General features: G+C 72.6%; 13 protein-coding genes. 5 read left to right on the plus strand and 8 right to left on the minus strand.

The genetic code is table 11. The features are described from left to right. Window positions 1–55 precede the first annotated feature (55 nt). Together GXW74_RS12630 and GXW74_RS12635 are read right to left on the minus strand one after the other, a co-directional pair. Complete coding sequence (locus tag GXW74_RS12630; RefSeq protein WP_211846870.1) at window positions 56–766, minus strand: metal-dependent hydrolase; 711 nt, start codon at window positions 764–766, stop codon at window positions 56–58. A gap of 18 nt (window positions 767–784) precedes the next feature. Continuing rightward, window positions 785–1,243 carry a MaoC family dehydratase gene (locus tag GXW74_RS12635; RefSeq protein ID WP_211846871.1) on the minus strand — a complete coding sequence of 153 codons (459 nt, stop codon included), beginning with the start codon at window positions 1,241–1,243 and terminating at the stop codon, window positions 785–787. A 103-nt stretch (window positions 1,244–1,346) separates the two neighbouring features. Between GXW74_RS12635 and GXW74_RS12640 the strand changes: the two genes are divergently transcribed. Both GXW74_RS12640 and GXW74_RS12645 read left to right on the plus strand, forming a co-directional pair. After that, the gene (locus GXW74_RS12640) at window positions 1,347–2,129 is read left to right on the plus strand and encodes an MFS transporter (protein ID WP_211846872.1); all 783 of its coding nucleotides are present in this window, start codon (window positions 1,347–1,349) and stop codon (window positions 2,127–2,129) included. Beyond that, window positions 2,105–2,551 carry an MFS transporter gene (locus GXW74_RS12645; RefSeq protein ID WP_211846873.1) on the plus strand — a complete coding sequence of 149 codons (447 nt, stop codon included), beginning with the start codon at window positions 2,105–2,107 and terminating at the stop codon, window positions 2,549–2,551. Before GXW74_RS12640 ends, GXW74_RS12645 begins: the two co-directional genes overlap by 25 nt. 31 nt (window positions 2,552–2,582) lie before the next feature. Here GXW74_RS12645 and GXW74_RS12650 read toward each other — a convergent pair whose 3' ends face one another. Further along, window positions 2,583–3,182: a HupE/UreJ family protein gene (locus tag GXW74_RS12650; protein WP_211846874.1), complete on the minus strand. Its 600-nt coding sequence runs from the start codon at window positions 3,180–3,182 to the stop codon at window positions 2,583–2,585. 99 nt (window positions 3,183–3,281) lie between these two features. Here GXW74_RS12650 and GXW74_RS12655 point away from each other — a divergent pair, with 99 nt between their 5' ends. Further along, entirely contained in the window at window positions 3,282–4,058 is a 777-nt protein-coding gene (locus GXW74_RS12655) for a sterol desaturase family protein (protein ID WP_338148222.1), read from the plus strand. 339 nt (window positions 4,059–4,397) lie between these two features. On the opposite strand, the gene GXW74_RS12660 is transcribed toward GXW74_RS12655, so the two are convergent. Then, a complete protein-coding gene (locus tag GXW74_RS12660; RefSeq protein WP_211846876.1) occupies window positions 4,398–6,830 on the minus strand; it encodes a recombinase in 2,433 nt (810 codons plus the stop codon). A gap of 96 nt (window positions 6,831–6,926) precedes the next feature. Between GXW74_RS12660 and GXW74_RS12665 the strand changes: the two genes are divergently transcribed. Continuing rightward, a complete protein-coding gene (locus GXW74_RS12665) occupies window positions 6,927–8,369 on the plus strand; it encodes an aspartate aminotransferase family protein (RefSeq protein WP_246523283.1) in 1,443 nt (480 codons plus the stop codon). Window positions 8,370–8,371: 2 nt separating this feature from the next. Then, window positions 8,372–9,169, plus strand: a complete 798-nt coding sequence (locus GXW74_RS12670) for an RMD1 family protein (RefSeq protein WP_211846877.1) — start codon at window positions 8,372–8,374, stop codon at window positions 9,167–9,169. Window positions 9,170–9,313: 144 nt separating this feature from the next. Here GXW74_RS12670 and GXW74_RS12675 read toward each other — a convergent pair whose 3' ends face one another. From GXW74_RS12675 to GXW74_RS12690, 4 genes are all read right to left on the minus strand, one after another. Beyond that, a complete protein-coding gene (locus GXW74_RS12675) occupies window positions 9,314–10,297 on the minus strand; it encodes a zinc-dependent alcohol dehydrogenase family protein (protein WP_211846878.1) in 984 nt (327 codons plus the stop codon). A gap of 11 nt (window positions 10,298–10,308) precedes the next feature. Next, complete coding sequence (locus tag GXW74_RS12680; RefSeq protein WP_211846879.1) at window positions 10,309–11,694, minus strand: amidase; 1,386 nt, start codon at window positions 11,692–11,694, stop codon at window positions 10,309–10,311. Beyond that, on the minus strand, window positions 11,691–11,885 hold the full coding sequence (locus tag GXW74_RS12685) for a hypothetical protein (RefSeq protein WP_211846880.1): 195 nt from the start codon (window positions 11,883–11,885) through the stop codon (window positions 11,691–11,693). Before GXW74_RS12685 ends, GXW74_RS12680 begins: the two co-directional genes overlap by 4 nt. 64 nt (window positions 11,886–11,949) lie before the next feature. After that, window positions 11,950–13,128, minus strand: a complete 1,179-nt coding sequence (locus GXW74_RS12690; protein WP_211846881.1) for a pyridoxal phosphate-dependent aminotransferase — start codon at window positions 13,126–13,128, stop codon at window positions 11,950–11,952. Window positions 13,129–13,171: the final 43 nt, after the last annotated feature.

Below are 13,171 nucleotides of genomic sequence, written 5' to 3' on the forward strand. Positions count from 1 at the left end.
TCTCGGCGCGCCCGGCGCCGCTGTCCAGTGGGGACAACCGACGCCGGGCCGACCGTCAGGGGGTGAAGGGAACGCCCTTCTCCGGCACCAGGACGCGGGCGTTGGCGCCGTCCATCTCCTTCACGAAGCCGGAGGCGTCCGGCAGCAGCAGGCCGAAGGTCGCGTAGTGGCAGGGGATGGCGACGCGCACGCTGGGCAGGAAGCGCTTGACCGCCAGCGCCGCGCTGCGCGGGCCCATGGTGAAGCGGTCCCCGCAGGGCACCATCGCGACGGCCGGGCGGTACAGCTCGTCGATCAGTGCCATGTCGGAGAAGATGTCGGTGTCGCCCATGTGGTAGACGACCGGCTCCGCCCTGTCCTTCGGCGTCACCACGATGCCGTTCGGCAGGCCGAGGCACTGCGAGACGCCGTTCCCGTCCAGTTCCGAGGAGGAATGGAAGGCGATGGTGAGCGAGACGCTGAACTCGCCCTGGTCCGTCGTGCCGCCCGTGTTCATCGGGTCGAGCTTCTCCACCCCCTGCCGCGCCAGGTACATGGCGAGGTCGTAGTTGGTGACGAGCTTCGCCCCGGTGCGCTTGCAGATCGCCACAGTGTCGCCGATGTGGTCGCCGTGCCCGTGCGTCAGCACCACATGCGTCGCGCCGGCGCTGGCGGCTTCCGCATTGCCGCCGAAGGCCGGATTGCCGGTCAGGAAGGGGTCGATCATCACGACCGAGGAGCCGAATTCCAGCCGGAAGGCGGAATGGCCGAACCAGGTGATCTTCATTGAAGGATCTTCCTTCGATCAGGGAAAGGTCATGCGGATCGTGTCCGCGATCAGGGCGGGCTTGGTCTGCCCCTCGATCTCCATGGTCGCCCGCACCACGATGCGGTGCGTGCCGTTGGCGCCATCCTCCACCGAGACGAGTTCCTGCCGCAGCCGCACTTTCGCGCCCGCCGGCACGGGGTTGATGATGCGCACCTTGTCGGACCCGTAGTTCAGCGTGCGCGAGGGCCAGGCCACCTTGTAGACGCCGGCGCCGAGCTTCGGCAGCAGCGACAGCAGCAGGTAGCCATGTGCGATGGTCTTGCCGCCCGGCATCTCCTTCTTCGCGCGCTCGACGTCCACATGGATCCACTGGTGGTCGCCGGTGACGTCGGCGAAGCGGTCCATCATCTCCTGCGTCACCTCGAGCCATTCGCCGACGCCGAGTTCCTGGCCGACCAGCGCCTTCAGCGCCTCCGGCGTTTCCACCACGCGCATGCGTTCCTCCGCTTCCGAAAAGGGGCCGCATCCTCGTGCGGGCGGCAGCGCGGATCAACCCCGGCGGCTTCCGGTGCGCCGGCACATCGCCTAGCCTGCGGCCATGGCCCTGGTCCCCGGCACCACACGTTTCACCGCCGCGATGGTGACCGCCCAGGTCCTGACGCAGATCGGCGCCTTCACCCTGCCCGCGCTGCTGCCGGTCTACATGGCGCGCTGGTCGCTATCGGGCACCGAGGCGGGCTGGCTCATCGGCATCTTCTTCGCCGCCTATGTCCCGGCCGTGCCGGTGCTGCTGGCCCTGACCGACCGCGTGCCGGCGCGGCGCATCTACCTGGTCGGCACCGGGGCGACGGCGCTCGCGCATCTCGGCTTCGCGCTGGTGGCGGACGATTTCTGGTCCGGCCTCGCCTGCCGGGCGCTCGCGGGCATCGGCTGGGCCGGGGCCTACATGCCGGGGCTGAAGGCGATCGCCGATCCGTTGACCGGCAGCGCCCAGACGCGCGCCGTCTCCTGGCACGCGGCGGGGGTGGGGATCGCGGGCGCGGCCTCCTTCGCGCTGGCCGGTGCCTGCGCCGCGCTGGCGGGGCCGGAGGCCGCCTTCCTCGTTGGCGGTATCCTGGCCGCCGGCGCCTTCGCCATCGCGCTGCTGATCCTGCCCGACACGCCGCCGCCGCGTCGCGCGGCGGGTGGCAAGCTGCTCGACTTCCGCCCCGTGCTCCGCAACCGTCGCGCCATGGCGTGGATCGCCGGCTATTGCGTGCACACGCTGGAAATGGCGGTGCTGCGCGCCTGGGCGGTCGCCTTCCTCGCGGCTCCTTCGCCGTCAGCGCGCCGCCGGCCTGGCTGCCCGGCCCGACCGTGCTGTTCACCTTCGCGGGGCTGATCGGCATCGCCGTGTCGCTGACCGGCAACGAGGCATCGGAACGCTTCGGCCGCGCGCGCATCGTCGCGCTCGCCATGCTGGGCGGCGCGCTGCTCTCGGCGGTCACGGGCTTCACGGCGGGCGCCGCGCCGCTGCTCGCGCTCGCCTGCATCCTCGCGTGGAACGCGGCGATCTACCTCGACAGTTCGGCGCTGACAGCGGGCACGGTGCAGGCCGCGGAACCGGCGCTACGCGGCGCGACCATGGGGCTGCACTCGATGGCCGGCTATGCGGGTGGCTTCGTGGGGCCGCTGCTCTGCGGTTTCGTACTGGACCTCGCGGGCGGCGAGGGCGCCATGGCCTGGGGCCTCGCCTTCGGCCATGTCGCGCTGATCACCCTGACAGGCTTCGCCGTGCTGCGGAGGCTCGGCCGGCAGGGCTGAGCGCGGCGATGATCGGTGCCCGCGCGCGAGGTCAGCCGAGGAGCGAAGCGCCCAGGAACAGGACGCCCACCGCGATGCCTGCAACGCCGGCCGCGCGGTGCAGCACCGCGCCATGCCCCGCCGCGGCAATCCGCCGCGCGGCCCACATCGCCGCCAGGCCGATGCCGGCCTGCATCACCGCCAGCGCCGCCAGATAGGCGACCAGCGGCCCCTGCTCCGCGCCGATGATCGCCTCGGCGAAGGCATGGCCATGCACCAGCCCCGCGAGCGCGAAGCCCGCCGGCAGCAGCGCGCCCGCCGCGCCCCGCAGCAGGGCCACCCCGGCCACGACGACGGTGAGCGCCACCAGCGCCTCCACCGGCCCGAAGCCGATGCCCGCCACATGCGCCAGGCTGCCGAAGAAGCCGCCTGCCACGAAGGCGAGGATCGCCAGCACCCCGCGCCGCGCCGGCAGCATCGCCGCCAGCACCCCCGCGGCGAGCAGGAAAGCCAGGTGATCCGCCCCTATCACCGGATGCCCGATGCCGGAGGCGAAGCCCTCCCACAGGGTGGACGGCACGGCGCCGTCCATCGCGTGATGCGCCAGCGCGGGCAGCGGCGCGACAGCAAGCAGGGCGGCGAGGCGCTTCATGGTCGTCTCCTTCTCGCGCCCATCGTCGCAACGCCGCGCCGCCCCTGCAAGAGCGGCCGTCCCGCGCTACATCTGCCGGCGATGCTGGCCCAGGAACCCGTGATCCGCCTGTCCGTCTTCGCCGCCGTGCTGGTGGCGATGGCGCTGCTGGAGCACGCTTTCCCGCGACGGCCGCAGCGGCTCTCCTGGCGGCGGTGGCCGGCGAATTTTGGATTGGTCGCGATCTCCTCGCTGCTGCTGCGGCTGGTGGCTCCGGCAGGGGCGGTCGGCGTGGCGCTGTGGGCGGAAGCGCGCGGTCTCGGGCTGATGCCCGCACTCGGCGTGCCGTTCTGGGTGGCGGCGCCGGTCGCGGTCGTGCTGCTGGACCTGCTCATCTACTTCCAGCATCGCGTCTTCCATGCCGTGCCCGTGCTGTGGCGACTGCACCGCGTGCACCATGCCGACCCGGAACTCGACGCCTCCTCCGGCCTGCGCTTCCACCCGGTCGAGATCCTGCTCTCGCTCGCCATCAAGGCGGTCGCGGTGGTGGCCCTCGGCGCGCCGGCGGAATCGGTGCTGATCTTCGAGGTGCTGCTGAACGCGACCGCGCTGTTCAACCATGCGAACCTGGCCGTGCCCGCCTGGCTCGACCGCCCGCTGCGCCAGGTGCTGGTGACGCCCGACATGCATCGCGTGCACCATTCCGAGATCCGCGCGGAGACGGACAGCGATTTCGGCTTCTGCCTATCCTGCTGGGACCGGATCTTCGGAACCTATGTGGCGGAGCCGTCGAAGGGGCAGCTCGGCATGACCATCGGGGTGGAGGGCTTCCGCGCGGATGCGGAACAGCGGATCGATCGGCTGCTGCTGCAGCCGATGAAGCCCTCGGGCCGCTGAGGTGGTGGGGTGCGGCGAAGGCCGGCACGGCCTGCTGCTGCTCAAGCCGGACGGAGCCGCCTCCGCCGAGCTGCGGGGGCGCCTTCGGGGCGCCCTGGCGCGGCACGCAGGCAGAGTATGGAAACCGTCCGGCTGGCGCTCGCGCAGCACCGCATGACCGTCGAGGTCGTGGCCGGCGCCTGATCCCTCAGACCAGCGGCCGCCATTCGCTGCCGCTGGCATCCGCCTTCTGGTGCCCTCAGGCGCCGGGCGCAAACCTCCGGTTTGCCTGGCTTCGCCGGACTGCCGGCGGGCCGCATGCACAGCCCCGGGACGAGTCAAGAACGCGTGCCGCCGGTATCAGATCGGGCAGACCCCCGCCTCGCATTGCAGCCTCGCGAGGTCCACCGCCTCGGCGAGGCCCGGGTCGCGGATGCCGGCGGCGATGGCACGGAAGCGGTCCTCCTCGATCTCCTCCTCCGGCAGGTATTCGTATCCAAGGTCGCGGTCCGGCCGGCTCGGCAGCACGGCGCAGCAGCGCAGATGCGGCTGGTAGCGGCGCAGCAGGGTGCGGAACTCCTCCAGCGTCACCCGCTCGGTCGCGATCTTCAGCGTGTAGGAAACCTGGTTGCCGCGCTCGGCGCCGATCCAGTGGCGCTCGAGCAGCACGAGCCAGCGGTACTGTTCCTCCGGCGTTGCTTCCGGCGCCGTCACCAGCCGGTCCCCGATGCCGAGGCGCTGGATCAGCGGCAGGGTCGGAAAGCCCACCACGGTGACGCCGGGAAAGGTCTCGAGCGGCCGCACCGGATAGCCGCGCGCGGCATATACGGCGATCAGCGGGTCGCCATCCTCCAGCCAGCCGCCCTTGCCATCCGGCCCGCCGCGGAACTGCACCCAGCGCAGGTATTGCCGCCGCGCCGGCAGATGCGCGCCCTCGGTCAGGCCGAACAACTTGCTGGTGGTGCCGGCGGGCTTGATGGTCGTGACCGTCGCCGGCGGCGCCATGCCCAGCGCCGCGGCGTAGGAGGTCGCTTCCTCCTTCGCCGCGGCCGAGAGCCGCGCCAGCATGTCCCAGAAGGGCCTGGCCCGCGCCTCCTCCAGCAGGTCGCGGAAGGCCAGGCCGAAGCGCGCCCAGGCCCATTCGTGCAGCCCGGTCGGACCGATGCCGATGCGGTTGGTGCGCGCCACCTCCGCGGCATAGAGCGCATCCATCCGGTTCACCCGGACCAGGAAGCGCACACCGAGGCGCACCGCATCCTCCACCCGCGCGTCCCAGGTGCGCGCGACCTCCTCCGGTACCGCGCCGGGCGTCAGCGCCTCCAGCGGCACCGGGCAGGCGAGCAGCGGCGCGAAGTCCGAGATCACGCAGTAGCCGCCGGTCACATGCAGCACGACCTCCCCGCAGGGGTTGGTGGTGACCGGGAAATGCGCCGTCGCGGCGCGGTGCGCGACCTCCGCCAGCAGCGCCGCGCCATCCTCGACGCGGTAGCGGGAAGACCCGGCCTCCGCCGTTGCCGGCTTCTGCCGCGCGAAGCCGGTGCGCACATCCTCCAGCCGGTCGCCATTGATGAAGCCGGGCTCGCCATTGGCGTAGGAACAGGCCGTCGCGGCGGCAAACAGAGCGCGCGCCTGCTTCGTCAGCGGGTCGTCAGGGTCGGCGCCCGGTTCCAGCCGCCCCCAGAACCCGGCATCCACCATCAGGGAATGGTTGGCGGTCCACAGGCCGCCTTCCGCCTTCAGCCGCACGAAGCGCAGCGCGCCGGGGTCGCGCCAGGACTTCGTCGCCATCCGCGCGGCGCGGCGGGCACCGCCGACCTGCACCTCGGTCGAGAGGATGTGATCGGTGCGCAGCGCCTGTTCCCAGGGGCGCATCGCCTCCCCGGCCGGGTCGCGGTCGCGCGCCGCCTCGATCACTTCCCGCCGCAGGTTGATGAAGGCGCGCAGCAGCGACAGCGGCCCCGAGGCCGGCCGCCCCTGCATGCCCAGGATCGGTGCGCCGAGCGGCCGGATGTCGGACAGGTCCAGCAGCAGCACGCGGCCGCGTTCCCGCCGGAAGGCCATGCCTTCCAGGGTCTCGACGGCCTTGGCCCAGCCCTCGCGCGAGTCCGCGATGCGGTGGCGGATGGCCCCCTCCGGCACGCGCGCCAGGTCGTGCACCAGCTCGCGCGCGATGAAGGCCCGCACATCGGCTTCCTCCGCCTCGCCGAAGGAGGCGGGGCCCATGCCCCAGCGCAGCAGTCCGAACTCGACGCCGAAACGGTGCAGCGCCGCGCGGTCCTTGGGCCAGTCGGGGTGGGAGGGCGAAAGGTAGAGCAGCAGCTCCGGCGCCTCCGCCCAATCGACCGGGCAGAGCGCGTCGTCATAGGCGCGGCCGACGCCGGCCCCGTTCAGCAGCAGGTAGAACTTGGTGAAGGAGGCGCCGGCGGTGGCGCAGTTGGTGAAGACCTCCATGTTGCGCCGCGGCTGCTGCGCGTCGCCGTGCTGCAGGTGACGGCCGGAGGTGATCAACGCACCCGTCGCGATGGCGTTGCGCAGCCGCGCCTGTTCGAGCCGGTCGGCCCCGGTCGGCGGCCGGCCGAGCAGCGCCATGTTGCCCGCCGCGACACGGTCGGCGACGCGGCCGAAATCCTCCTGGTCCTCGGCGCGCAGCACGGTGCGGCGGGCGACGGCAAGGCCCATGCCGGGGTCGAAGGGGCGTGCCGCCAGCGGCGCCTCCCCGAAGGCGGCGCCGGGCGGGGACGCGCTGGTCGGCAGCGCCGGCCGGGGGGCCGGGGCGGTGGCGTGGCCGTCCATCCTCTCCTCCGCCGCCTGCGGACATGTGCGCAGGCAACATGCCGGATATAGCGTTTGCGTGTACGGATTCACACCACATCTCGCGAGCGCGATGCCATGGACAGGCAGCCGCTGGCCGCGCAGGCTGGCGGCCGACATCGTCCCGAGGCCGCCATGAACGCCATCCCGCCGACCAACTCCCCGATTGTCGCCGCCTTCGCCGCGCGCACGCCGGGCAGCGCGGCCGCCTATGCCGAGGCGCGGCAGCACTTCCCCGGCGGGGTGACGCATGACGTGCGCTATGTCCGCCCGCACCCGCTCGCCGTCGCCCGCGCCGCCGGCGCGCGGAAATGGGACGTCGACGGCAACGAGTACGTCGACTACGCGGGCGGTCATGGCGCGCTGATCCTCGGCCATGCGCATCCGGCGGTGACGGCGGCGGTGGCGGAGCAGCTCGCCCGCGGCACGCATTACGGCGCCAACCATGCGCTGGAGACCCGTTGGGCCGAGCTCATCAAGTCCATGGTGCCGAGCGCGGAGATGATCCGCTTCACCAATTCCGGCACCGAGGCGACGCTGATGGCGCTGCGCCTGGCGCGCGCCGCGACGGGGCGGACCAAGCTGCTGCGCCTGCGCGGCCATTTCCACGGCTGGCACGACCACGTGGCCTTCGGCGTGACCAACCATTTCGACGGCACGCCGACGCCGGGCATCCTCGAAGGGCTGAGCGAGAACGTCCTGCTGGCGGACCCGAACGACGAGCCGGGCCTCGCCGCGCTGATGGCGCGGCACGGCGAGGAGATCGCCGCCGCCATCCTGGAGCCCACCGGTTCCACCTACGGCCAGGTGCCGCTGCGCGACAGCTTCGTCCACCTGCTGCGCACCGAGACCGCGAAGCGCGGCATCGTGCTGGTCTTCGATGAGGTCGTCACCGGCTTCCGCGTGGCCCGGGGCGGTGCGCAGGAGGTGCTGGGCATCCGCCCCGACCTGACGACGCTGGCGAAGATCCTGGCCGGCGGCCTGCCCGGCGGCGCGGTGGTCGGCCGGCGGGACCTGCTGGAACTTCTCGACCCGGAACGCGCCGCGGCGCGGGGGGTGGAGAAGATCCCGCACCAGGGGACCTACAACGCCAACCCGCTCTCCGCCGCGGCCGGCATCGCGACGCTCGAGATCCTGCGCGACACCGATGCCATCGCCCGCGCCCACGCCACCGCCGCCACGCTGCGCGGCGCGATGAACGCGGTGCTCGAGGAGATGTCGGTGCCCTGGGCCGTGCATGGCCGCCACACCGGCGTGCACATCTTCACCAACTGGAATCGCCTGCCCATCACGCCCACCGGCTTCGACCCGCTGGCGCTGGGCTATGCCGACCTCAAGGTGCCGCGCGGGCTGCAGACGGTGACCAGGCTGCTGCTCGCCATGCGCACCCATGGCGTCGATTTCTCGCCCTGGCCGGGCGGGCCGGTTTCCGCCGTGCATGGGCCGGAGGAGGTGGAAGCGACGGTCGCCGCCTTCCGCGCCGCGCTGCGCGACCTGCGCGCCGAGGGGGAGATCGCCTGACCATGTCCACCGGACCGCGCCTGCAGGCCCGCGCGCTGCTGCTCGGCGAAAGGCTGGACCATCGCGGCCTGCCGCGCGAAGGCGCGCCGCTGACCGACCCGGTGCCGCTCGCCACCCCCGAGGGCTTCACCGCCTTCTCCTTCCGCTGGGGCGCCGTGGTGTTCATCGGCGCCACCGCGCAGCAGGAAGCCGCGGTCGTCGAGATGCTCAAGCCGCGCCTCACCAGCGCGCTGCCGAGGCCGATGGAGGAGGCCGCCCGCATCGAGGCCGGCGCCGAGCAGGACGGCGTCGACCCGGATGGGGTGATCCGCCTGCGGGACCTCTCGGTGTCGCGCCTGGCGGTGGTCGCGGATGCGCTTGCCAAGAGCGCGGCCCTCGCGCACCAGGAAGCGACGCTGACCGAGGCGCTGGACCGGCTGGACCCGATCGTCGCCACGTTGCGCACGGAAGGGCGGCTCGCCGCCTCCTCCCGCGCGCTGCACCGGCAGATCGGCCATGCGCTCTCCGCCCGCAGCCGTACCACCGCGCGCGTCGAGGCCGAGGACAAGCCCGAGCTGCTGTGGGACCATCCGGAACTCGAACGCCTGCACGCCCGCCTCGCCGACGAATACGAGCTCAAGGAGCGCAGCGCCGCGCTCGACCGCAAGCTGTCGCTGATCGGCGACACCACGGAGGGCGTGCTCTCCCTCATCCAGGGCCGCCGCGCGCTCGGGCTGGAAGTCGCCGTGGTGGTGCTGGTCGGGATCGAGGTGGTCTTCACCCTGTGGGAATACGTGGTGAAGCCGCTGCTGATGCACTGATGCCGGCGGCACGAGTTCCTGACTCGTGCCGAAGCCGCGAATGTGGTCCGGCGAAGCCAAGCAAGCCGGTGGTTTGCGCCCGGCGCCTGAGGTCACGAAACAGCCGATGCCAGCGGTCGCGGATAGCGGCCGTTGGCATCAGCGTCAGGGCACCAGCACCAGCGCCCCTTCCACCTGGCCCGCGCGCAGCCGCGCGAGGGCCCTCGGCGCCTCCTCCAGCGGCAGCACCTCCGTCGCCGTGCGCACCGGCACGCGCGGCGCGAGCGCGAGGAATTCCTCGCCGTCCCGCCGCGTCAGGTTGGCGATGGAGCGCACCACCCTCTCCTCCCACAGGATGGAATAGGGGAAGGAGGGGATGTCGCTCATGTGGATGCCGGCGCAGACCACGGTGCCGCCCTTGTCCACCGCGCGCAGCGCCGCCGGCACCAGCGCGCCGACCGGCGCGAAGAGGATCGCAGCATCGAGCGGCACCGGCGCCGGCGCGTCGGACGGCCCGGCCCATGCGCAGCCCAGCGCGCGCGCGAAATCCTGCGAGGCGGCATCGTCGCGGCGGGTGAAGGCGAAGACCTCCCGCCCCTCGAAGCGCGCCACCTGGGCGACGATGTGCGCCGCCGCGCCGAAGCCGTAGAGGCCGATCCGCTTCGCTCCGCCCGCCATGCGCAGCGCGCGGTGGCCGATCAGCCCCGCGCAGAGCAGCGGCGCGGCCTCGGCATCCGAATAGGCGTCCGGGATGGCGAAGCAGTAGCGCTCGTCGGCGACGGTGAATTCCGCATAGCCGCCGTCGATCTGGTAGCCGGTGTAGCGCGCGGCATCGCAGAGGTTCTCCTGCCCCCGCACGCAGAAGCGGCACTGCCCGCAGGCGAAGCCGAGCCACGGCACGCCGACCCGCGCGCCGATCGCGTAGCGCCCCGCCCCCGCCCCGTGTGCGACGACGCGGCCGACGATCTCGTGCCCGGGGATCACGCCCGGCTTCGGCGCCGGCAGGTCGCCATCCACCACATGCAGGTCGGTGCGGCAGACCGCGCAGGCGGCGACGCGGATCAGCACCTGGCCCGGGCCGGGCTGCGGCTCCGCGCGGCATTCCAGCCGCACGGAACGCGACGCCGCGTCGAGGACCATGGCGCGCATCGCGCCGCCCGCTACGCCGCCATGGCGGGCCGCCGCGCCCGCCAGGTGGTGGCCTGCTCATAGGCATGGCCGGCCCGCAGCACCGTCGCATCCTCGAACGGCCGGCCGATGAGCTGCGCGCCGACCGGCAGCCCGGCCGGGCTGAAGCCGGCGCAGACCGTCAGCGCCGGCTGGCCGGTCAGGTTGAAGGGGATGGTGAAGTTCGGCACCTCGAAGGAGGACCACTTGCCCATCTCGGTGATCAGCTTCGCCTCGCCGGGCTGCGCCGCCGTCAGCAGCAGGTCGCAGCCTTCCATGACCTTCGCCACCGCGTCGCACAGCTCCCGGCGCCGCCGCTGCGCCTGCAGGTAGTCGGCGGCCGAGATGATGCCGGCCAGCGCCAGGCGCTCGCGCAGGATCTCGCCATAGGCGCGGTACTTGGTGCGCAGCCAGGGCTCGTGCACGGCGAAGGCTTCGGCGGCGAGGATGATCCACCCCGCCGCGTTGAAGTCGGCGAGCGGCGGCAGCGTCACCTCCGCGACCGTGGCGCCGAGGCCTTCCAGCGTCTCCGCCACATGCTTGATGCCGCCGGCCATGGCGGGGGTGACCGGGCAGTCCGTCTCGTGGAAATGCCGGATGACGCCGATGCGCAGGCCGCGCACCCCGCCGCCAAGGCCGGAAAGCAGATCGGGCTTCGGCCGGTTCGCGGAGGACGGGTCGGCGGGATCGTGCCCGGTCAGGGCGTCGAGCAGGATGGCGCAATCCTCGACCGTCCAGGCGAGCGGCCCGACCGTGTCCAGGCTGTGCGAGAGCGGCAGCACGCCGATGCGCGAACACAACCCGTAGGTCGGCTTGATCCCCGCGGTGCCGCACAGCGAGGCCGGCCCGCGGATCGACCCGCCGGTGTCCGAACCCGTGCCGCCCAGGATCACGCCGGACGCGACGGCGGCGCCGGTCCCCGACGACGAGCCGGCGGTGAAGCGCGCGGTGTCCCAGGGGTTGCGCGCCGGCGGCCAGGGCAGGTCGAAGGACGGCCCGCCCCAGGCGAATTCGTGCGTCGCCAGCTTGCCGAGCATCACCGCGCCCGCCTCGGCCCAGGCGCGCACCGCGGCGGAATCCGCGCGGGGCACGTGGCCCTCCAGCACGCGGGAATGGCCGGTCGTCGGCACGCCGGCGGTCTCGTAGATGTCCTTGTGCGCGATCGGAATGCCGTCGAGCGGGCCCTTCAGCGTGCCGGCCATCTGCCGGGCCTCGGCGGCCTGCGCCTGGGCCAGGGCGATCTCCGGCGTGAAGCGGATGAAGGCGTGGATCTCGGGGTTCAGCGCCTCGGCCTTGGCCAGGCGGTCCTTCATCAGCTCGACGGGCGAGAGCTGCTTCGCGTCGATCAGCTTCGCGGCCTCGGCAATGGTCGGGATCATCGCGCGGCCCCCTTGGGCGCGAAGGTCACCGCCATCTCGGCGCCGACCTCGCGGGGGGTCCGCACGCGCTCCGCCATGGCGAGGATGTGGCCGGAGACGGCGCGGATGCCTTCCTTCTCCGCCTCCGTCAGCGGCAGGCCGTGGCGCGCCATCAGCGCGTCGAACTGGGGCTTGTCCATCGGGTCGGGCATGGCGGCGGGCTCCTTGGCAGGAGCCGGATGCTGAACCCTCGGACGCGAAGGTCAATCCCGCGGATCAGCCTTTGGCGCCCCCTGCCGCCAACGCCTGCGCAACGCGCGTGCAGGCGGTGCGCAGCCGGTCCTCGCTCTGCGCGAAGCACAGGCGCAGATGCCCCTCGCCCCCCGCCCCGAAGGCCGCGCCCGGCGCCAGGCCGACGCCCGCACTGGTGAGCAGCGACTTCGCCAGCGCCAGGCTGTCCGTGCAGCCTTCCACGCGCAGGAACAGGTACATCGCCCCGTCCGGCCGCGGCGCCGTCACCCCCGGCACGGCGCCGAGGATGCCGAGTGCGAGGTCCCGGCAAGCCCGGTAGCGCGCCTGGGTCTCCGCGATGAAGGCGTCGCCCTGGTCGAGCGCCACCACCCCCGCATGCTGCACGAAGGTCGGCGCCGAGGACATGTTGAATTCGTTGAGCTTGGCGATGCTGTCCATCAGCGCCGGCGGCGCCGCGATCCAGCCGAGCCGCCAGCCCGTCATGGACCAGGCCTTCGAGAAGGAGTTCACCGAGACGACGCGGTCCTCCGTCGTCGCGATGGACAGGAAGGACGGTGCCGCATCACCGGCGAAATACAGCCGCTCGTAGACGTCGTCGGCCAGGATCCAGGTGCCGGTCCTGCGGCAGTGATCGAGGATGACGCGCTGTTCCTCGGCCGTCAGTGTCCAGCCTGTCGGATTGCCGGGGCTGTTGAGGAAGAGCAGCCGTGTGGCCGGTGTCACCGTCGCCAGCAGCTCGTCCATGTCCACGCGCCAGACGCCGTTGGCGATACGGATCGGCAGCGGCGTCACATGCGCACCCATGACCCGCGCGATGCCGTCCATGTTCGGCCAGGCCGGCATCGGGATCACCACCCGGTCGCCGGGGGAGAGCAGCGCCTGTGCCACCAGCATCAGCGCATTGACGCCCGAGGCCGTCACCGAGACCCGTTCCGCCCCGACCGGCCGCCCGTTGCGCGTCAGGTAGCGGGAGATCGCCTCCCGCAGCGGCGCGATGCCGGGGTTCGGGGCATAGAAGGTCTCGCCGGCATCGAGCGCGGCCTTCGCCGCCGCCCGGATGAAGGCGGGAGTCACCGTGTCCGGCTCGCCGAAGAACAGCCGGATCAGGCCGGGGATGCCGCGGCCGGCCTCCGAGACCTCGCGGATCAGGGAGCCGGGGATGTCCTCGAGGGCAGGCCGGGGGCCGGGCGGAAAACGCGTCATGCGCAGGGTGGTAGCGAAGCGCGGCGATCCTGGACAGGGCGGC

Source organism: Neoroseomonas eburnea (assembly GCF_018129005.1).
In the GTDB taxonomy this organism is placed as follows: domain Bacteria; phylum Pseudomonadota; class Alphaproteobacteria; order Acetobacterales; family Acetobacteraceae; genus Neoroseomonas; species Neoroseomonas eburnea.